Source organism: Qipengyuania sp. ASV99 (genome assembly GCF_047872805.1).
Lineage (GTDB): Bacteria > Pseudomonadota > Alphaproteobacteria > Sphingomonadales > Sphingomonadaceae > Erythrobacter.
Genome location: NZ_JBLQUK010000008.1, coordinates 1 through 18,209, shown reverse-complemented (window position 1 = coordinate 18,209; position 18,209 = coordinate 1). Strand labels below are relative to the sequence as shown.

Sequence of the window (18,209 nt, the reverse complement as noted above, 5' to 3'; positions counted from 1 at the left end):
GCTTAGGACGAAAGCCCACTGCGGGGCGCGCGCTGGTTCCAGCGATTGACCATCATCAAAGCGCCGATGCAGATCATATTGGTCAACATCGACGATCCACCATGGCTCATAAACGGCAGTGGGATGCCGACAACCGGGGCCATGCCCATCACCATCAGCAGATTGACCGCAATGTAAAAGAATATCGTCGCGCTCATCCCCGCCGCCAGCAGGCTGGAGAACCGGTCGCGCGATTCGCGCGCCACCCGCATGCCCCATCTCAGGATGATGCTGAACACCGCGAGCACGAACAGCCCGCCGACCAATCCCCATTCCTCTGCCATGGTGGCGAATACAAAATCGGTATGCGGTTCGGGCAGATATTGCAGATGGCTTTGCGAACCATTGTTGAAACCCTTGCCGAGAATGCCGCCCGAACCGATGGCGATCTTGGACTGGGCGATGTGATAGCCTGCCCCCAAAGCGTCCGCTTCGGGGTCGAACATCGTCATAACCCGGCGCTGTTGGTAGTCCTGCAGAACGAAGAAGAACATGAGCGGTGCCGCCGCAAGCGCGGCTACGCCGCCCGCCACAAACCACCGCATTGGCAACCCGGCGAGTAGCAAGACAACTGCGCCGCCAAATGCAATCGCCAGAGACGTGCCAAGATCCGGCTGAAGCAGCACGAGCGCGACTGGCATACCAATCATCGCTCCGGGAACCACCAAGGCGCGCCAGCTGGTGATGAGTCCTGCAGGTAGGGTGGCAAAATAATGCGCCAGCGCGACAACGATCACCGGCTTCATGATTTCTGATGGTTGCAGCACCATAAAACCAAGGTCGAGCCACCGCTGGCTGCCGCCGTTCACCTGTCCGATTATCTCTACCCCCAACAGCAACACCAGCACGATGACATAGGCGGGATAGGTAAGGAAACGCACCAGCTCGCGCGGCAGTGCGGTGATGACGGCGGCCATTACAAGGAAGATGCCGAAACGCATCAGATGCGATGCCGCATAGGGCTGCATTGATCCTCCCGCAGCCGAATAGAGCACCGCGGCACCGAACAGCACCAGCATGAACAGCGGGATCAACATCACCCAGGGCTGCCGGGCGATGGGTTCGGGAACGATGCCGCCGCGCGCCGAATTCATTGGCTTACACCTGTTCCCGGCGCAGGCGACCGCAATGCGGGTCTGAGCGCATCGGGGGGCGGGGTGCCCGATGGATTGGCAACCGGACGCGGAGCCACGAACTCGTCTGCAATTTTCTCTGATTGCTGCGCCGCTGCGCGGGCCTCTGCTTCTACGCGGTCAAAAATGTCCTCATCCCGGCGGGGCGGGGGACTGACATTTGCGCCGCGTTCGGCGGCATAGGCGGCATAACGCGCCTCCAGCCTTTGTTGTGCGGTGCCTCCCCATTGCTGTTCCAGCGCCTGCAAGGCTTCGAGCCCTTTTTGAGGGTCGAACATATAGGTCATCACATCGCGCGCAATCGGATAGGCCGCGCCCGATCCGCCGCCATGTTCGATCACGACCGCACCGGCATAACGCGGGTTTTCGGTCGGGGCAAAGAAGGTAAAGAGCCCGTGATCGCGGTATTTCCATGGGCCGCTGCGGCCATCAGAGACGCTCAGCGAAACGACCTGAGCGGTGCCAGTCTTGCCCGCCATTTTGATATCGGGCAGCGGTAATCGCCCGCGCCCGGCGGTGCCGGGGCCGTTGACGACATCGCTCATCGCCTGCCGGATCAGGCTGATTTCGTCGGGTCTGAAATTGTAATCGACGATGGCAGGGGCCGTGCTGTCCAGCACCAGCCGAGGGTTCAACCGATGTCCGGTCGCCAGCCGCGCGCTCATTACCGCAAGCTGCAACGGGCTGGCGAGGTAATAGCCTTGACCGATTGAGGCGTTGACCGTGTCGAACGCTTCCCATTCGCGCCCGAATTTGTTGAATTTCCATTCGGGGTCGGGGACTGTGCCGTAAAACTGGCTGGTGACGGGCAGGTCAAATTCCTGCCCCATGCCCAGATCCTTGGCCATGGCGGCAACCTTGTCAAAGCCGACGGCCTGCGAGAAGTGATAGAAATAGCTGTCGCAGCTCTGGTAGATCGCCTTCGCCATATCGACCGTGCCGTGATTGCTCCAGCAGTTGAAGAATCGGCTGCCGATCCGCCGTCCGCCGCCGCAGGTGATGGTTTCGGTTGGCTTCACCCCGGCTTTCAAAAACGCCATGCAATGCATCGGCTTGACCGTCGATCCGGGCGGATACAGGCCTTTAAGCACTTTGTTACGCAGCGGTACGCGTTGATCGTCGCGCAGCATGGCATATTCGACGCTGCCGATGCCGTCGGAAAAACTGTTGGGATCAAAACTAGGCATGCTCGCCATGCACAACAGGTCGCCAGTGGCGCAATCGATCACCACCACCGATCCGCTTTCGAGCCCGATCCGGCGCGCGGCGTAATCCTGCAACGGCCCGTCAATCGTCAGCCGCACAGGATCGCCCTGAATGTCGTCGCGCGATTCCAGATCACGGACGATCCGCCCGCCTGCGGTCACTTCGACCCGGCGCGCACCAGGCACCCCGCGCAGGCGCTGTTCAAACTGCTTTTCAAGCCCGTCCTTGCCGATCTTGTAGCCCGGCGTAATCAGGATGGGATTGCGGTCCTGTTCGTATTCCTCCGCCGAAGCCGGACCGACATAGCCAATCAGGTGCCCGATGGATGGCCCGGTCGGATAGAATCGCGAGAACCCGCGTTGCGGCACGACACCCTGCATATCGGGAAGGCGCACGCTTAAGGCGGCGAATTGTTCATAGGCAAGCCCGCTCGCGACTTCGACCGGAGCAAAACCGCGCGAGGTTTCGATCCGGGTCTTGAGGTCGGCAATCCGGTTGGGTGACAGGTCCAGCAGAGCGCCAATCTGGTCCAGCGTGGCATCGGGGTTGGACAGGCGTTCAGGGATCACATCGACGCGAAAATCGGCGCGGTTCGACGCCAGCGGCGCACCGTTGCGATCGAGTATCCAACCCCGCCGCGGCGGGATCAGCGTCAGATTGACCCGGTTGCTTTCAGATTCGAGCCGGTACTTCTCATTCTCGGCAATCGCCAGATAGCCCATCCGCACCGCCAGCAGCACGCCAACACCGTATTGCAGGCCGCCAATCACGAATGCTCGCCGGTCAAACGTGTTTTTCAGGGTCGAGGCATTGATGACCATTCCGCGCTGCCTGAGCCCGCTTTTGAGTTTGAAGAACCGCTTCATCCGATCCTCCGCGACCGCGACAGGCGAAACCGGTCAAGCCAAGCGATAACCCGCGCGAGCAGCGGATAGAGCAGCACCGCCAGCAGGATCTGCGGCAGCGACGCTATGATCAGATGGGGCGTGATAGGAGCACCAGATACCACCATGGCAGCGGCGATATAGAGCACGCTTGCCAAACCAGCAGTGAACCAGTCCTGCCAGAACCCGCGCCAGGGAAACCGGGTTTCGATCAATTCCAGTGCGATCATGGTCAGCGACCATAGCAGGATTGCGCTGCCAAAGGGCTGGCCGCTGAAAAGATCGTCGAATGCGCCCAGCGGCACTCCGACCCAGAGCGGCATAAGGCCGGGGCGCATCAATCGCCAGCACAGGAAAAACATAAAGCCCAGCGGCGGGGCAACCGGCATCACATCGGCGACCATCCACATGGGCAGCAGCGATCCCAGCAGGATCGAGATGTAATGAACCGATTTTGCCCGCCACGGAGATTCGACGCGGTTAATCCCCTCGCGGCCAAACGCGCGGCGCTGAGCGTGGGGGGAGAGCCGGTCAATCAATCATTGAGCTCCTCTTCGGTCAATTCATCCCGCGCGCGCACGCTGGAAGCCTCGACCGCAAGGGGTTCGTAGATCGGTTCGACTATCACGAAATTCGTCGCAGAAGGCTCTGCGATCAGGCGGGCAATCCCGCCGTCAGATGTAATTTCGCTGAGCACTGCCACAGCGACACCGGGACGGTAATATCCCCCCGCACCGCTGGTGACGAACACGTCGCCGACCTTGAGCGGGTTAAGCCCCAGATTGATCAAGCGGATGCGCAGCAATCCGTCCCCGCGCCCTTCGGCAAAGGCGACGGTCTGATCTGACGCGCGGCGCACCGGCAGCACGCTTTCGCTATCGGTTAAAAGCAGCACCCGCGATGAAGACAAAGCGCTTTCGAGCACACGTCCGATTACTCCGCGTTCCGAACGGATCGGCATGCCAACAGCCACGCCGTCGCTTTGACCGACCCCGATGTAAGCAAAGCGGCGCGCGCTCGATGCGCTGGAACCGATCAGCCGCGTGGCGGCAATGGGTGGTGCGCCTTCGCTTGTGGCGCTTTGGGACAGGCCCAGCAGCGCCTTGAGACGGCGATTTTCCGCTTCGACCGCTTCGGCTTCGGCTAGGCGGATGCGGGCGACCTCGACTTCGCGGCGCAAGGCGACGTTTTGACTGCCCGCGCGCCAGAAACCCGTTACCGTGTCCCACGCATTGTTGCCGCCCGCGCGCGCGGTTGCAGTCGCTTCGCCCACGGGCGCGGCAACATCACTCGCCGCGCCTCGCACGGGCTGAAAAGCCGCCGGTTGCCAAAGCGACAAGACGAGCAGGGCCAGTCCGGCGAGCGCGCCGAGCGCCGCCAGCAAATACCCGGTAAAAACCGAATATTGCTGCTTTTTCGAAAAGCCTGATCGACGCGATGATGGCGGCGCCATGGCCCCGGTATTCCCTTGTTACGTTGGCCCGCGCGGATTTTACGCGGACCAGTTCTATGCCGTCATCAAGACCCCGCGATAGATGGGATCTTCCATCGCCCGCCCGGTGCCAATCGCGACGCAGGTGAGCGGGTCTTCGGCGATGGACACCGGCAGGCCGGTTTCCTCACGCAGATGCTCGTCAAGCCGCCGGATCAACGCCCCGCCGCCGGTCAGCACGATACCCTGATCGACAATATCGGCGGCAAGTTCGGGCGCGGTGTTTTCCAGCGCGATCCTGACCCCTTCGACAATTGCGCCGATCGGTTCGGACAATGCCTCTGCCACGTGGCCCTGATTGATGGTGATTTCCTTCGGCACGCCATTTACCAGATCGCGCCCTTTCAACGTAATCAATTCGCCAATGCCGTCTTCGGGAACCATGGCGATGCCGTAATCTTTCTTGATCCGTTCGGCGGTTGCATCCCCGATCAGCAGATTGTGATGCCGGCGCACATAGCTGACGATGGCTTCGTCCATCTTGTCCCCGCCGGTGCGAACCGAAGTGGTGTAGGCCAGACCGCGCAGCGAAAGCACGGCAACTTCGGTTGTGCCGCCGCCGATGTCGACCACCATCGAACCGACCGGCTCTGTCACCGGCATGTCTGCGCCAATGGCGGCCGCCATGGGCTCAAGGATCAGATACACTTCAGAAGCACCCGCATTGGACGCCGCATCTCGGATTGCGCGCTTTTCAACCGAGGTTGAACCGCTCGGCACGCAGATCACGATCTCGGGATAGCGGAACAGATTGCGCTTGCCGTGCACCTTGCGAATGAAATGCTTGATCATTTCCTCGGCGATTTCGATGTCGGCGATGACCCCGTCGCGCAAGGGGCGGATCGCCTCAATCGTGTCGGGCGTCTTGCCCATCATCATCTTGGCATCATCGCCAACGGCCTTGACCCGTTTGATCCCATTGATGGTTTCAATGGCGACGACCGATGGTTCATTAAGGACGATCCCCTGATCCTGGACATAGACCAGCGTGTTGGCGGTGCCGAGATCGATCGCCATATTCTGCGAACCGAATTTGAAAAGGTTGGAAAAGAAGCTCATTTTTATGTTTTTCCGTGGTGCCCGTTTGTTGCTGTCGCGGTCCGGGTTAGGGCCCGGTAAAGCCCGCAGCACATCTTGAATGTGACGTGACCTGTTGCGCCTAGCGAAACCTTGACAAAATAGCTAAAATTTTTGTTGACGGATTTCGCTATTTTCCCCCGTCCCCTCGAATTTGCGGCGCATGACGTCTAGCTTGCGACAAATGCCCGTTATTCGCCGCCTTCCCAACGAACTCGTGAACCGGATAGCCGCTGGAGAAGTGGTTGAAAGACCCGCCGCCGCGCTCAAGGAGCTGGTCGAAAACGCGGTCGATGCGGGTGCGCGGCGAATCACTGTCACCTTGGCAGAAGGCGGGCTGACCCGGCTTGAGGTGACCGACGATGGCTGCGGGATGAGCGCGGCTGAGATGGAACTGGCGCTTGAGCGGCATGCAACATCCAAACTCCCCGATGACGCCATCGAAATGGTCACCACCCTGGGGTTTCGCGGCGAGGCCTTGCCGTCCATTGCCAGCGTCGCGCGGCTGACGCTGGAAAGCAGGGTCGCGGGCAGCGCGGATGGCTGGCGGCGGATTGTTGATCACGGCGAAGTCGTCACCGATGGCCCCGCTGCGGTGCCGGTGGGAACGCGGGTGCGGGTCGAGCAGATCTTTGCGCGCGTGCCTGCTCGGCGCAAATTCCTGCGCACCGCGCGCAGCGAATATATCGCCTGCCTCGACATCGTCCGGCGGCTTGCGATGGCGCGGCCCGACATTGCCTTTACGCTGGAAAATGCAGCGGAAGGAAAGGTGCGCAAGGCGCTTTCCACCCAAGCCGATGAGGCGCTGGCAACCCGCGTTTCGCAGATCATCGCGCGCGAGCTTAAAGACAATGCGGTGGCGATCGAACTGGCGCGGGAAACGCCGCATGGGTTGATGCGGCTGACCGGGCTGGCGGGCCTACCAACCTACAATCGGGGCGTGGCCGATCACCAATATCTGTTCGTCAATGGCCGCCCGGTGAAGGACCGATTGCTGACCGGAGCGGTGCGCGGGGCCTATTCCGATATGCTCGCGCGCGACCGGCATGCGGTGCTGGCGCTGTTCCTTGACCTGCCGCCGCAGGATGTCGATGTGAACGTTCATCCGGCCAAGACCGAGGTGCGGTTCCGCGACAGCGCGGGGGTGCGCGGGTTTATCGTTTCCGGACTGCGGCAAGCTTTGGCGAGCGGCGACAGGCGCAGCGCGCAAGGGCCGGATCGCGGCGCGATGGAAAGGTGGCAGGCAGAGCCACTAAGAGAGGAAACCCCGGCTTTACGCTCAATCTTTGACGGGCGGGATTGGAGCGCGCCGCAGCCTCGGCTGTCCGAACCGCGTCCGCAGTGGCACACGCAAGACGAAGCGCCGCCCGCAGGCCTCGCCGAAGAAGCCGCGCCGATCCCGCAGGAGGCTGCGCATTACCCGCTCGGCATTGCGCGTGGGCAAGTGGCGAACACCTACATCGTTGCTGAAAGCGCGGACGGGCTGGTGCTGGTCGATCAGCACGCCGCGCATGAACGCCTTGTATTGGAGCGGTTGCGCGCCGCCGGGGCAGGGGAGGCGGCGCAGCGCAGCCAGGCGCTGCTGATCCCCGATGTGGTCGAAATGGACGAGGCCGATTGCGACCGGATTGAGGATGCCGCCGAAGGATTGGCGCGGTTCGGGCTTTTGGTCGAACGCTTCGGCCCTGCCGCGATGCTGGTGCGCGCGGTGCCCTCAGTGATTGCGAAGGCGGACACGAACAAGCTGCTACGCGACCTTGCCGACGACATCGCCAAGCATGGCAAGAACGAGGCGTCGGGCGCGCTGCTGCTTTCGGAAAAGCTCGACTATGTGCTGGCGACAATGGCCTGCCACGGTTCGGTCAGGGCGGGGCGGGTGCTCAGCGTCGCAGAGATGAACGCCCTGCTGCGCGAGATGGAAGCGACGCCGCGGTCAGGCCAGTGCAATCATGGCAGGCCGACCTGGGTGAAGCTGAGCATGGCGGATGTCGAGAAGCTGTTCGGGCGGCATTGAGGCTCGCCGTCGCTGGCATTGCCGTGCTTTTGGCCCGACGGGAATATTTGGCAGAGCTGATCCGTTGTCACAGGTAGAAAGCCACTTGCCGTGAATCGACCGGGTACCAATGCTGACAGACACCAATCCGCCCCCGTCGCCGCTCCCCTGGCTGGTGCAGTCCGAACCGGACCTCTCGAGCACATACTATTCCAGCCGCGAGAGCCGGCAAAACAGAAGGGCACGCCAGCTTCGCTTGGGGATCGAGGTGGGCCTTACGGTGCTATGCGGCGGCATGATTTGCCTGCTGCTGTGGCCCTCTGCACAACCGGTCCCGGCGGTGGATTTGGTAGAACCTGCGCAAACCGCCGTGACTGCGGTCGCTCCGGCAACAGTGGAAACAGATGTAGCAGATAACGAGGCGCTGATCGCGACACCTTTGGCGATCACGCACGAAGCAGCGCCGCAAGCCACGATGACGAAGGCCGCGCCTAAGCCCCAGACTGCCGCGCCCGTGATCGCTTATTCTTCGGTCGCCGAGCAGGCGAACATGACGGATGCCGCGCCAGTCGTCGCCCCTCTCGCGCCCCCGGTTGACGAGACCTCGGCCAGCGCAGCAACAATCGCAGAACTCCGGTCGGTTATCGAAGAAAGCCGCGAGGATGCGCGCCTCGTTATCCGGCTCGCCAGCCGTCAGCGACCATCGCGCAACGCCTCGGCGGAGGAGTTGACCAGTTATGACCTTAGACAGCAAAACGCCGAAGCAGCCAGAGGCTACCGCAGATATCTCGACAGGCTTAAACGTTCGATGCGCGGCTCGCCGTCGAAGGATGTAGGCCAGCAATTGCTCGAACAGGCGCGTCAGACACAGGCCTATCTGAAGACGATGCTGGAAGATTCGCAGGCGTCGCTGCGGTGATGCGTGGCGCCCAACTGTAACCGAGGAAGCGCTGACAAGGAATCAGTGTCCCGCAGCATACCCCTCAAACATTGAACTTGAACAGCAGCACGTCCCCGTCCTGCACGACATATTCCTTGCCTTCCTGCCGCAGTTTGCCCGCTTCCTTTGCGCCGCCTTCGCCGCCCAGCGTGACGTAGTCGTCATAGGCAATCGTTTCCGCTCGGATGAAGCCGCGTTCGAAATCGCTGTGGATCTCGCCTGCCGCCTGCGGGGCTTTGGCGCCGTCGGGAAAGGTCCAGGCGCGCGCCTCTTTGGGGCCGACGGTGAAAAATGTCTTGAGCCCCAGCAGCTTGTATCCGGCGCGGATCACTCGGGCGAGGCCGCTTTCGGAAAGGCCGAGGGCTTCGAGAAATTCGCCGCGGTCTTCCACCGGCATCGTCACCAGATCGGCCTCTATCGCGGCGGAGACAACCACCGCTTCGGCGCCCTCTGCCGCAGCCTTGGCGAAGACCTTGGCTGACAGATCATTGCCGACCGCCGCGTCTTCTTCGGCGACGTTGCAGACATACAGAACGGGCTTTGCAGTGAGCAATTGCGCCTGCCGGAACAATCGCTCTTCCTCGTCGTCGCCGGGCACGGTCAGGCGTGCAGGCTTGCCCTCGCGCAGCAATTCAAGCGCCTGGCCCAGCACGCTGGCCATCGCCTTGGCTTCCTTGTCGCCGGTTGCCCCGCGCTTGGCCGCAGCGGGCACGCGCTTTTCAAGGCTTTCAAGATCGGACAACATCAATTCGGTTTCGACCGCTTCGGCATCAGCGATGGGATCGACCGTGTTGGCGACATGCTGAATATCGTCATCTACGAAACAGCGCAGCACGTGGACGATGGCGTCCACTTCGCGGATATTGGCGAGGAACTGATTGCCCAGACCTTCGCCCTTGCTCGCGCCTTTCACAAGTCCCGCGATGTCGACAAAGCCCAGCTGGGTTTCGATGATCTTCGCGCTTTTGCCGATGGCGGCGATTTTATCGAGCCGTTCATCGGGCACCGCGACCTGGCCGACGTTCGGCTCAATCGTGCAAAACGGGTAATTCGCCGCCTGCGCGGCCTGCGTTTCGGTGAGTGCATTGAACAAGGTCGACTTGCCGACATTGGGCAGGCCGACAATCCCGCAACGGAAACCCATGGGTAGCTCTTTCTGATGACATGGTGAAAGAGCCGCGCCTTAGCGCCGCCATCGGGGGTTGGCCAGCGTCACATGCGCTGGCTCTGCACACTACCCAAAAATCAGCCGTTCTTGCGGCGACGCCGGGTCAGCATGAATGCCGCAGCGCCCGCGCCGAACAGAACGATGCTCGAAGGTTCGGGAACCGGCGTGCCGCCCGATGACCCGCCCGAACTGCTGATCGGCGTATCCTGCGGCGGCGGCTTGAGAGCGTGGGCCGGGGCAGCGGCAATGGTGATGGCGGCCAGCACGATAATTGCGTGGACGATTGTATGCGCGCGCATTGCTAGATCGATCCCTGATTTGATTGATTAACGACGGATTTACTGTCTTTGCGCCAATCTGTCCCGGTCAGGATCGAAGGTGTCCCGGAATGGTTCAGGCGTTGCAGTGTTCGTTATTCATCCTGCAATCTCAACGCCACTTCGCTCATGAAACGCGGGTCATTGTGCTCTGCCAACCACGCAGCCTCAGCCCCGATAGCGCCGAGCACTGCCGCGAGATCGTCCTGCTCTGCTTTGGCGTAATTGCTCAGGACGTGGCCGTGCACACGGTCTTTATGTCCCGGATGCCCGATGCCGATCCGCACCCGGCGGTAATCAGGTGCCCCCAAGCTGGCGATGTGGCGGTCGATCGAACGCAGCCCGTTGTGACCGGCATGACCGCCGCCGACCTTCACCTTGACCTTGAACGGGGCCAGATCAAGCTCGTCATGAAACACCGTCAGCGCCGAGGGCTCCAGTTTGAAGAACCGTAGCGCTTCGGCGACGGCGCGCCCGCTTTCATTCATGAAGGTCGCAGGTTTCAACAGCAGGATCTTGGCCGCACCAATGCGCCCTTCCTGCACCCATCCGGAAAATTTCTTTTGCACCGGGCCAAAGCCATGCATGTCGGCGATCACATCCGCTGCCAGAAACCCGACATTGTGCCGGTGCAGCGCATATTGCGGTCCGGGATTTCCAAGGCCTGTCCAGATTTGCATGAGCGCCCCTGTAGCGATCCTTCGCGCAAAAACAAAACACCGGACCTATGCGCGAGGCCCGGTGTTCTGGTGATTGCGTGTTCTGGTGATTGCAAAATTGCCAGGAATAAATGCCGCGATCAATCGTCGCTGTCATCGCCCTTCTGTGCCGAGGCCGTGACCTCATCAGCAGCGACCTCTTCGGTCTCATCTTCGCTCTTCTTGAGCGCGGACGGGGCAACCAGCGTGGCGATGGTGAAATCGCGGTCGGTGATCGCGCTTTCGCTGCCAGCGGGCAGAGTGACTTCGCTGATGTGGATCGAATCGCCAACCTGCTTGCCAGTGACATCAATCTCGATCTCGCCAGGGATCTTGTCGTTTTCACAAACCAGATCAAGTTCGTGACGAACCACGTTGAGAACGCCGCCCTTCTTGAGGCCGGGCGATGCTTCTTCGTTGATGAAGACCACGGGAACGCTGACTTCGATCTTTCCGCCTTTGGAAAGCCGGAAGAAATCGGCATGCAACGGACGATCGGTGACCGGGTGCAGCGCGACGTCCTTGGGAATGGCGCGGATGCTGTCGCCGCCCATTTCAATCTGCAAAATCGAGTTCATGAAATGGCCGGTGTTCAATTGCCGGATCAGTTCCTTTTCCTCGACATGGATCGTGATGGGTTCTTCTTTGCCGCCATAAATAACAGCGGGAATCCGACCTTCGCGGCGAAGTGATCGGGAGGCTCCCTTGCCTGCCCGTTCGCGGCGTTCGGCCGGCAGTGTAAGAGCGTCGCTCATGACAAAAGCCTTTCGAATGCGTGGAATTTACGTTTTCTCGGCGCGCCGCCTCCAGGGATGACCAGAACGCCGAAGCGCGGGCACATAGCGGCATCAGGGGAAAACGCAACCGGGAAAAGCCTCTCCTTCGGTCAAGGCAGGTCACATTCGCCGGACGGCATAACCTTCCGCTTCCAACAGAGCTGCCAGCCCATCCGGGCCCAGCAGATGCGCCGCGCCCACCGCCACCAAGGGCCGGTCATCGCCGCGAAGCGCCGGTTCAAGCGCAGCCATCCAGCTCCGGTTGCGGCCCGTCAGCAACGCTTCACGCAATTCAGGGTCGGCAAGTATGCCCTCCCGCGTGGCCCGCGTCAGCCGCGCCTCATCGCCCGCGAGCCATGCCGCGATCAGCCATTCGGGATCACCGCGCGATCCGGTCCATTCGCGCACTGTGCCTTCGAGCAGGTCGGTCTGTTCGCCAGGCGGCAATCGGTCGAATATCGCCAATTGCGAGGCGGCGGTTTCAAATCCCAGAACCGGGCGGTCCGCAAAACCGGCAATCACCGCCCGGTCGGCACCATTGGCGGGCTTACCCCGCGCATCGACCCGAGACAACATCACCGCCGCCGCCCAATCCTCGATAGTCTCAAAGTCGCGGCGGGGTATGTCGGAACGCTCCAACATGCGGTCAAGCGCGGGCCGCAGTTCGGGTTCGACCCGGAATGTCAGGGGTCCGAGCCCGGGAGTTTGCGACAGCTTTGCAAAGGTCGCGGCGGTTTGACCTTGCCCGTCCGCCAGATCAGCAAATTCGACAAACAGAATGTCGGCCTGCTCAATCGCCCGGTCGATTTTCGCGGTCTTCCACCTTGTGCCGTCGGGCAGGGCGTGCACCGTGCCCAGCAGCCAGCCTTCCACTTCGCCATCGGCATTGGCTATTTCGTACAGCAACGGGTTCGCCGGGTTGCCGCGTTGTTCCTGAGCGCCGGGTGCAGGTTCGCCCCCGCTGCACGCTGCGAACAACAGCGTGCAGGCGAGGGCGAACAGGCGCAGGTGGTTCACTGAACCCGCGCGGTTTCGATGCCCCGCTCGGCCAGATAATCCTGCACGCTGCGGTTCCCGGCAAGGTGCCCGGCGCCGACTGCGATAAACACCGTGCCGGGGTTGCTCGCGAGCCGCGCTTCGATCCATTCAGCCCAATTGGCATTGCGATCATAGAGCAGCGCGGTGGCGAGCGCTTCATCATCCATATCTTCGTTCATGATCGCGGCCAGTGCATCGGCGTCGCCCTTGACCCATTCGGCGACCATCGCATCAAGCGTCTGCTTGACCTCGCCCACGCCTTCGACCGCGGCCATCAGGAATTCGACCTGCTGTTCGCGCGGTAGACTGTCGAACAGGGCGAGCTGAAACTCGGCGGTTTCCAGCGCATCCTTTGGGGTATCGGCAGCTTTGGAGAGGATCACCTTATCGACCCCCGACTGCATATCATAACCTTGCTGCAGCAGCGGCAGCACGCCCAAAGTCAGGCCCGCCATCCACGGTTCAAAACCGTCAAATGCGGCGGGCGGCACGCCCAACCCGCCTAGCGCGCCTTCGTAAGCGGCGGCCTGCTCCTCGGTGAGCAGCGAGCGCAGAGTGGTCCCATCTGCGAACATTCCCTCGCGCACCGCGAGTTGCTGCATCGCCGCTTCGCTGGCCGGGTCCATGGGGATTTCGGTGACGACAGTATCGGCGGAATTCAGCGCCTCTGCAATCTCGGCATCATACCACACCAATTCGGCGGGCAGGGCATGGACGGTACCGAACAGAAAGATCGTGGTGTCCTCATCTGCGACTTTCCACAAGGCCGGACCTTCGGGACCGCTCGGCAAAGCGGTTTCGGCAGCGGCTTCCATATGGCCATCCGCGAGCGCGGGGGTGCCAGCAAGCAGAGCGACAATTGCTGCCGACGCGGCGATAAGAGAGCGGGTCTTCATAATGGGAATCCTTTCAAGATTTGGGATTTAGCGTATGTATTTGACTGCAATTTGAACGAGAGGCGCAAAATCAACGGGTGATCCAGGCGTAAGCATAGGCAATCGCCATCGAGGAAAAGCCTATCGCCCAGACGCCAAAGGCATGGGGTGGCGATGCGAAGCCTCCAGCGAAGAGCACCGCCCAGATCGGAAATCCTGCCAGCACGCCCAGCATGCCCCCGGTGAAGGCGATGTAATTCTGAGCGCGTTTGTAATCGTCGATCTGGGCAAAACCCCAGAGCGGCAAAATCAGAAACCCGACGAGCAAACCGATTGCGAGGCCGATGCCAACCGCAGGAGGCAGCACCAGCTTGTCCCAGTCGCCGCTGAACAGATTGCCATCGCCCTGATCGAAGAAGCCGGTGAAAAAGCCGGTCAGCGCACCGATCAACATAGCTCCGCAGAAATAGATGATCTGGCGCCGTTGGCGTGCCCTGTTGCGCGCTTCACCGGGATTGGGGCCAAGATTGAGGGTTTCAGTGTCGGTCACGAAATCACTCCGTCGTCGAATATTTGTTCAATGCTCATGTCAAACAACCGCGCGATGCGAAATGCGAGCGGGAGAGAAGGGTCATGCTTACCCGTCTCGATCGCGTTCACCGCCTGCCGTGACACGTCGAGCCGCCCGGCCAGTTCGGCCTGCGACCAATCGCGTTCCGCGCGGAGGACTTTGAGGCGGTTTTTCATCGGGCATCGCGCCAGCGCAAGAATTGGAAGACTGCGACAAAAAACAGGAAGTAAATGTGCCAGACATATGTCAGGATCGTTGTCCCACTGGCACCGCCTCTAAGTGCGGAATAGAATACGTCAAAGAGTTCGTACGCGATGGTGCCTTCGCGGACTGTAAGAGCCGCCACCCACGCGAATATCATGAACGCAAGAGGAAAAATTGCGACTCCATAAGCGAGAATAACAACCGTGCGTTTCCAAAGCGCTTCAGCGTAGTCGTCACGCATAAACGCGGCAATTGTCAGAAAAAGTGGCACGAACGACGCAAAGGGATAAATGCTCAGATAGATCGGCCATCCGATCGTCTCTGGCAATCCCCATAGCTGTATCCCGGCAAAATTACGGATCAGCATTTCGACAAACAGCGCGACCGCGCTTGGAAGGCTCACATTCATGAGCCAGAAGTAGAGGCGATAACGGATCGCTGTGCTTCGCTCAGTGATCGCTGTCATGTGTCCCTCCAGCGATGGAATTTGTAGATCGCGAAGAAAAGCACCGGCGACCAGGTGAATATCTCGATCAGCGTCTCGAACACACCATAGAACATGACGAACTGGCGCACGTCGGCCGGGTCCTTTGCTGTAGGGAAGGGTGGGGGTGTATCGAGCGAATCAACGAAGGCAACTCCTCCGGCTTCGAACCAGAGATAGATATCCTTCACAAAGAGCCCGCTAAGTACCACCAGGACATAGGGAAGGAATACTACAAAATAGGCAAAGGTGCTCGCTGCCCGGTTCCAGATTTTCTGGGCAAATTCGTCGCGCATGAACTTCGCGGCGAACAGAAAGACCATCAGGATCCAGACACCAAAGAATATCATATCGTGTGCTGGCGAAGTCGGCAGCGCAATGAGTTCGTCCCTGGTCATGAACAGGCGCAGGCCCTTTGCATAAAGTACGAGCGGGATCATCATGTAGACCGTGAAATCGACCAGTGGATCGTAGAACCGATAGAGTTTTTTGAAACGTTCTTTCATCTCGACCCCTAACTCTGGCTACATAGTTTACGATGCATGGGCTTTCCGTCCTCAATTTGCGATTTTTACGACAGACGAATTTCTACGACAGACGAAGACGAAGATGAATGGAAAGGTGCCGCTCTCGCACTATCGGGCTTTTGGGGGAAGGCCCGGCAGGCGAGAGCGGCTGTTGCATCAGGCTCCCGGAGTGTCGGAGCCATCAGCGGAGGAATTCGCTGCGAAGCGTGCGCGGTCTGCGTTGGCTTTGGCGATTGCGAAACGGACCTGACGCTCGGCAGCGGCAAAGGCGCCAGCGCGGCATTCGCGTTCTAGCCGGATCGAAGCGCTGTCGCGCCCGCCATTGCGACACAGCTGCCGGATGCGGGTGCGCACACGTTCGTCAAGGCGGCTGACGCCCTGCTGGGTCGATAGGTTGAGATCCTCATGCGGAACGGTCGCCTCGAATTCGGTTGAATTGATCGGGGAAGCAAGGACAACTGTCGGGACAGTTATCAATGCGGCAGCAAGAGCAAATTGGATTGGCATGTCATGTTCTCCTGGGGAGGAAAAGAGCTGATTTGTGTCATAGCAACCTTCCTGAATGTCAGGTTACCCTTACTTTATGTAGTGATTCGCTGACAATGTCAACACTACCTGACTTTTGGTCATGCTTATGTGACTTGCGCTGCTGCCATAGCGCGCTTGTCAGGCGCAGATGCTGCGGCGCACCATTGACGCTTAACGGGGCTTCAGCCATGGGCCATTCGCCATGAACAGCCCGCTTTCAGCTGCCGCCAACCCGGCGCGCGATCCGACACGTTCGTTTCAGGACATGATCCTGACGCTGCACGATTTCTGGGCGGCGCAGGGATGCGTGATCCTGCAACCCTATGACATGCGCATGGGAGCGGGCACGTTTCACACTGCGACGACGCTGCGCGCGCTGGGGCCAGAGCCTTGGAATGCCGCCTTTGTCCAACCCTGCCGCCGCCCCACAGACGGACGCTATGGCGAGAACCCCAACCGCTTGCAGCATTACTACCAGTATCAGGTGATCCTGAAGCCTTCACCCAGCGACATTCAGGAACTCTATCTGCAAAGCCTCAGCGCCATTGGGGTTGATCTGCTGGCGCATGACATCCGCTTTGTTGAGGATGACTGGGAATCGCCCACGCTCGGCGCTTGGGGGCTGGGCTGGGAGGTCTGGTGCGACGGGATGGAAGTCACCCAGTTCACATATTTCCAGCAGATGGGCGGGTTTGACTGCAAGCCGGTGGCGGGCGAACTGACCTATGGGCTGGAGCGTCTGGCGATGTATATCCAGGGCGTCGACAATGTGTATGACCTTGCCTTTAATCAGCACGGTGTGACCTATGGCGAGGTGTTTCTGGAAAACGAACGCCAGATGTCGAAATGGAATTTCGAGGTCGCAGACACCGCCGCTCTGTTCGACCTGTTCACCAAGGCTGAGGCCGAGTGCCGCAACGCTCTTGCCCATGACGTGCCCATTGCCGCCTATGAACAGGCGGTGGAGGCCAGCCACATCTTCAACCTGCTGCAAGCGCGCGGTGTCATCAGCGTGCAGGAACGCGCCAGCTACATGGGCCGGGTGCGCGATCTGGCGCGCGGTTCTTGCGAGAAATACGCCGAGCTGATGGCTCCGCGCTGGGCCGCGCAATATCCGGAATGGAGCCTGATCTGATGGCTGACTTCCTGCTTGAACTGCGCTGCGAGGAAATCCCTGCCCGGATGCAGGCGGGCGCACGCGCGGAATTGGAAAAGCTGTTCCAGCGCGAGCTTGCCACCGCCGGGGTCGAGATGGGCGAACTCACCATCTGGTCGACCCCGCGCCGCCTTGCGCTGATTGCGCGAGGGCTGCCGCTCGAAACACAAGGGACGAGCGAGGAAGCCAAGGGTCCGCCAGTCGGCGCGCCCGATGCCGCGCTTGACGGTTTCTGCCGCAAGAACGGTGTTTTGCGCGAGAGCCTTGAGGAACGCGACGTAAAGGGCCGTGCGACGTGGTTCGCGGTGATCGATAAGCCCGGGCAGGCGGTCGCAGACCTGCTCGCCGCCGCGATCCCTGCGATTATCCGCGATTTTTCATGGCCCAAGTCGATGCGCTGGGGAGCGGCTTCGATCAGCAATGAAAGCACGCGCTGGGTTCGCCCGCTTTCGGGTATTGTCGCGCTGCTTGATGGCGAAATTGTGCCTTGCGTGATGGATGGGCTGGCCAGCGGGCGCGAGACGATGGGGCACCGCTTCCATGCCTCGCAGCCGGTGACTATTGAGGGCGCGGATGATTACGCGGCGAGGCTGCGCGGCGCGCACGTGATTGTCGATCACGAAGAACGCGCCGCGATCATCCGCGAGGGCGCGGCCAGGGTTGCTGCGGAGGCGGGCTTGACCCTTGTCGAGGATGAAGGGCTGGTGATCGAGAACGCCGGGCTGACCGAATGGCCGGTGCCGCTGCTTGGGCGATTTGACGAGGCCTTCCTCGACGTGCCGCCCGAGGTGATCCAGCTCACCGCGCGGGTGAACCAGAAGTATTTCGTCTGCACGCGATCTCCCGCGCATGCGGGAGCCTCTGGCGGTGAAGCTCAATCGCATGAGGTCCCCGCCTTCGCGAGGACTCACACTTTGGCCAACGCCTTCGTCTGCACCGCCAATATCGACGCGGCGGACCCTGCCGTGGTGGTCGATGGCAACCGCAAGGTCATCGCCGCGCGGCGTTCCGATGCGCGGTTCTTCTGGGAATTGGACCAGAAGACCCCGCTGGCCGAGCACGCGAAAAAGCTTGAGCGGAATACAATACACCCGAAGCAGGGC

General features: G+C 60.8%; 20 protein-coding genes. 4 read left to right on the top strand and 16 right to left on the bottom strand.

The genetic code is table 11. The features are described 5' to 3' along the window. Positions 1 to 2: 2 nt before the first annotated feature. The 5 genes from rodA to ACM64M_RS10155 are packed head-to-tail and all read right to left on the bottom strand — an operon-like array spanning position 3 to position 5,813. Positions 3 to 1,133 carry a rod shape-determining protein RodA gene (rodA, locus tag ACM64M_RS10175; RefSeq protein WP_416228578.1) on the bottom strand — a complete coding sequence of 377 codons (1,131 nt, stop codon included), beginning with the start codon at positions 1,131 to 1,133 and terminating at the stop codon, positions 3 to 5. Next, positions 1,130 to 3,244, bottom strand: coding sequence for a penicillin-binding protein 2 (gene mrdA / locus ACM64M_RS10170; protein ID WP_416228577.1), 2,115 nt, complete (start codon positions 3,242 to 3,244; stop codon positions 1,130 to 1,132). Before mrdA ends, rodA begins: the two co-directional genes overlap by 4 nt. Further along, on the bottom strand, positions 3,241 to 3,801 hold the full coding sequence (locus ACM64M_RS10165) for a rod shape-determining protein MreD (protein ID WP_416228576.1): 561 nt from the start codon (positions 3,799 to 3,801) through the stop codon (positions 3,241 to 3,243). Before ACM64M_RS10165 ends, mrdA begins: the two co-directional genes overlap by 4 nt. Then, a complete protein-coding gene (mreC, locus tag ACM64M_RS10160; RefSeq protein WP_416228575.1) occupies positions 3,798 to 4,715 on the bottom strand; it encodes a rod shape-determining protein MreC in 918 nt (305 codons plus the stop codon). The genes ACM64M_RS10165 and mreC overlap by 4 nt, the downstream gene beginning before the upstream one ends. A 54-nt stretch (positions 4,716 to 4,769) precedes the next feature. Beyond that, the gene (locus ACM64M_RS10155) at positions 4,770 to 5,813 is read right to left on the bottom strand and encodes a rod shape-determining protein (RefSeq protein ID WP_416228574.1); all 1,044 of its coding nucleotides are present in this window, start codon (positions 5,811 to 5,813) and stop codon (positions 4,770 to 4,772) included. A 202-nt stretch (positions 5,814 to 6,015) separates the two neighbouring features. Between ACM64M_RS10155 and mutL the strand changes: the two genes are divergently transcribed. Next, positions 6,016 to 7,845: a DNA mismatch repair endonuclease MutL gene (gene mutL / locus ACM64M_RS10150; protein WP_416228573.1), complete on the top strand. Its 1,830-nt coding sequence runs from the start codon at positions 6,016 to 6,018 to the stop codon at positions 7,843 to 7,845. 109 nt (positions 7,846 to 7,954) lie between these two features. Further along, positions 7,955 to 8,743, top strand: coding sequence for a hypothetical protein (locus ACM64M_RS10145; RefSeq protein ID WP_416228572.1), 789 nt, complete (start codon positions 7,955 to 7,957; stop codon positions 8,741 to 8,743). 64 nt (positions 8,744 to 8,807) lie between these two features. On the opposite strand, the gene ychF is transcribed toward ACM64M_RS10145, so the two are convergent. From ychF to ACM64M_RS10090, 11 genes are all read right to left on the bottom strand, one after another. Next, on the bottom strand, positions 8,808 to 9,908 hold the full coding sequence (gene ychF / locus ACM64M_RS10140; RefSeq protein WP_416228571.1) for a redox-regulated ATPase YchF: 1,101 nt from the start codon (positions 9,906 to 9,908) through the stop codon (positions 8,808 to 8,810). Between the two features lie 101 nt (positions 9,909 to 10,009). Next, on the bottom strand, positions 10,010 to 10,231 hold the full coding sequence (locus tag ACM64M_RS10135) for a PEP-CTERM sorting domain-containing protein (RefSeq protein ID WP_416228570.1): 222 nt from the start codon (positions 10,229 to 10,231) through the stop codon (positions 10,010 to 10,012). A gap of 113 nt (positions 10,232 to 10,344) precedes the next feature. Further along, positions 10,345 to 10,929, bottom strand: a complete 585-nt coding sequence (gene pth, locus ACM64M_RS10130; RefSeq protein ID WP_416228569.1) for an aminoacyl-tRNA hydrolase — start codon at positions 10,927 to 10,929, stop codon at positions 10,345 to 10,347. A gap of 119 nt (positions 10,930 to 11,048) precedes the next feature. Beyond that, positions 11,049 to 11,702 carry a 50S ribosomal protein L25/general stress protein Ctc gene (locus ACM64M_RS10125; RefSeq protein WP_416228568.1) on the bottom strand — a complete coding sequence of 218 codons (654 nt, stop codon included), beginning with the start codon at positions 11,700 to 11,702 and terminating at the stop codon, positions 11,049 to 11,051. Between the two features lie 141 nt (positions 11,703 to 11,843). Beyond that, on the bottom strand, positions 11,844 to 12,740 hold the full coding sequence (locus ACM64M_RS10120) for a TraB/GumN family protein (protein WP_416228567.1): 897 nt from the start codon (positions 12,738 to 12,740) through the stop codon (positions 11,844 to 11,846). Then, positions 12,737 to 13,657 (bottom strand): TraB/GumN family protein, encoded by a 921-nt coding sequence (locus ACM64M_RS10115; RefSeq protein WP_416228566.1) that lies wholly within the window; start codon positions 13,655 to 13,657, stop codon positions 12,737 to 12,739. The genes ACM64M_RS10120 and ACM64M_RS10115 overlap by 4 nt, the downstream gene beginning before the upstream one ends. Positions 13,658 to 13,727: 70 nt before the next feature. Further along, positions 13,728 to 14,186: a hypothetical protein gene (locus ACM64M_RS10110; RefSeq protein WP_416228565.1), complete on the bottom strand. Its 459-nt coding sequence runs from the start codon at positions 14,184 to 14,186 to the stop codon at positions 13,728 to 13,730. Continuing rightward, complete coding sequence (locus ACM64M_RS10105; protein ID WP_416228564.1) at positions 14,183 to 14,383, bottom strand: helix-turn-helix transcriptional regulator; 201 nt, start codon at positions 14,381 to 14,383, stop codon at positions 14,183 to 14,185. Before ACM64M_RS10105 ends, ACM64M_RS10110 begins: the two co-directional genes overlap by 4 nt. Beyond that, positions 14,380 to 14,877, bottom strand: a complete 498-nt coding sequence (locus ACM64M_RS10100) for a hypothetical protein (RefSeq protein WP_416228563.1) — start codon at positions 14,875 to 14,877, stop codon at positions 14,380 to 14,382. The genes ACM64M_RS10105 and ACM64M_RS10100 overlap by 4 nt, the downstream gene beginning before the upstream one ends. Beyond that, positions 14,874 to 15,401 (bottom strand): hypothetical protein, encoded by a 528-nt coding sequence (locus ACM64M_RS10095; protein WP_416228562.1) that lies wholly within the window; start codon positions 15,399 to 15,401, stop codon positions 14,874 to 14,876. The genes ACM64M_RS10100 and ACM64M_RS10095 overlap by 4 nt, the downstream gene beginning before the upstream one ends. A 177-nt stretch (positions 15,402 to 15,578) precedes the next feature. Beyond that, complete coding sequence (locus ACM64M_RS10090; protein WP_416228561.1) at positions 15,579 to 15,929, bottom strand: UrcA family protein; 351 nt, start codon at positions 15,927 to 15,929, stop codon at positions 15,579 to 15,581. Between the two features lie 223 nt (positions 15,930 to 16,152). Here ACM64M_RS10090 and ACM64M_RS10085 point away from each other — a divergent pair, with 223 nt between their 5' ends. Both ACM64M_RS10085 and glyS read left to right on the top strand, forming a co-directional pair. Further along, entirely contained in the window at positions 16,153 to 17,085 is a 933-nt protein-coding gene (locus ACM64M_RS10085; RefSeq protein ID WP_416228560.1) for a glycine--tRNA ligase subunit alpha, read from the top strand. After that, a partial coding sequence (gene glyS / locus ACM64M_RS10080) for a glycine--tRNA ligase subunit beta (RefSeq protein ID WP_416228559.1) occupies positions 17,085 to 18,209 on the top strand: 1,125 nt, incomplete at its 3' end. The genes ACM64M_RS10085 and glyS, both read left to right, overlap by 1 nt.

Bases quoted from the DNA above. Each gene is read 5' to 3' on its own strand.
- rodA (WP_416228578.1), bottom strand. From the start codon at position 1,133: ATGAATTCGGCGCGCGGCGGCATCGTTCCCGAACCCATCGCCCGGCAG.
- mrdA (WP_416228577.1), bottom strand. From the start codon at position 3,244: ATGAAGCGGTTCTTCAAACTCAAAAGCGGGCTCAGGCAGCGCGGAATG.
- mreC (WP_416228575.1), bottom strand. From the start codon at position 4,715: ATGGCGCCGCCATCATCGCGTCGATCAGGCTTTTCGAAAAAGCAGCAA.
- ACM64M_RS10155 (WP_416228574.1), bottom strand. From the start codon at position 5,813: ATGAGCTTCTTTTCCAACCTTTTCAAATTCGGTTCGCAGAATATGGCG.
- mutL (WP_416228573.1), top strand. From the start codon at position 6,016: ATGCCCGTTATTCGCCGCCTTCCCAACGAACTCGTGAACCGGATAGCC.
- ACM64M_RS10145 (WP_416228572.1), top strand. From the start codon at position 7,955: ATGCTGACAGACACCAATCCGCCCCCGTCGCCGCTCCCCTGGCTGGTG.
- ychF (WP_416228571.1), bottom strand. From the start codon at position 9,908: ATGGGTTTCCGTTGCGGGATTGTCGGCCTGCCCAATGTCGGCAAGTCG.
- ACM64M_RS10135 (WP_416228570.1), bottom strand. From the start codon at position 10,231: ATGCGCGCGCATACAATCGTCCACGCAATTATCGTGCTGGCCGCCATC.
- pth (WP_416228569.1), bottom strand. From the start codon at position 10,929: ATGCAAATCTGGACAGGCCTTGGAAATCCCGGACCGCAATATGCGCTG.
- ACM64M_RS10125 (WP_416228568.1), bottom strand. From the start codon at position 11,702: ATGAGCGACGCTCTTACACTGCCGGCCGAACGCCGCGAACGGGCAGGC.
- ACM64M_RS10115 (WP_416228566.1), bottom strand. From the start codon at position 13,657: ATGAAGACCCGCTCTCTTATCGCCGCGTCGGCAGCAATTGTCGCTCTG.
- ACM64M_RS10105 (WP_416228564.1), bottom strand. From the start codon at position 14,383: ATGAAAAACCGCCTCAAAGTCCTCCGCGCGGAACGCGATTGGTCGCAG.
- ACM64M_RS10100 (WP_416228563.1), bottom strand. From the start codon at position 14,877: ATGACAGCGATCACTGAGCGAAGCACAGCGATCCGTTATCGCCTCTAC.
- ACM64M_RS10095 (WP_416228562.1), bottom strand. From the start codon at position 15,401: ATGAAAGAACGTTTCAAAAAACTCTATCGGTTCTACGATCCACTGGTC.
- ACM64M_RS10090 (WP_416228561.1), bottom strand. From the start codon at position 15,929: ATGCCAATCCAATTTGCTCTTGCTGCCGCATTGATAACTGTCCCGACA.
- ACM64M_RS10085 (WP_416228560.1), top strand. From the start codon at position 16,153: ATGAACAGCCCGCTTTCAGCTGCCGCCAACCCGGCGCGCGATCCGACA.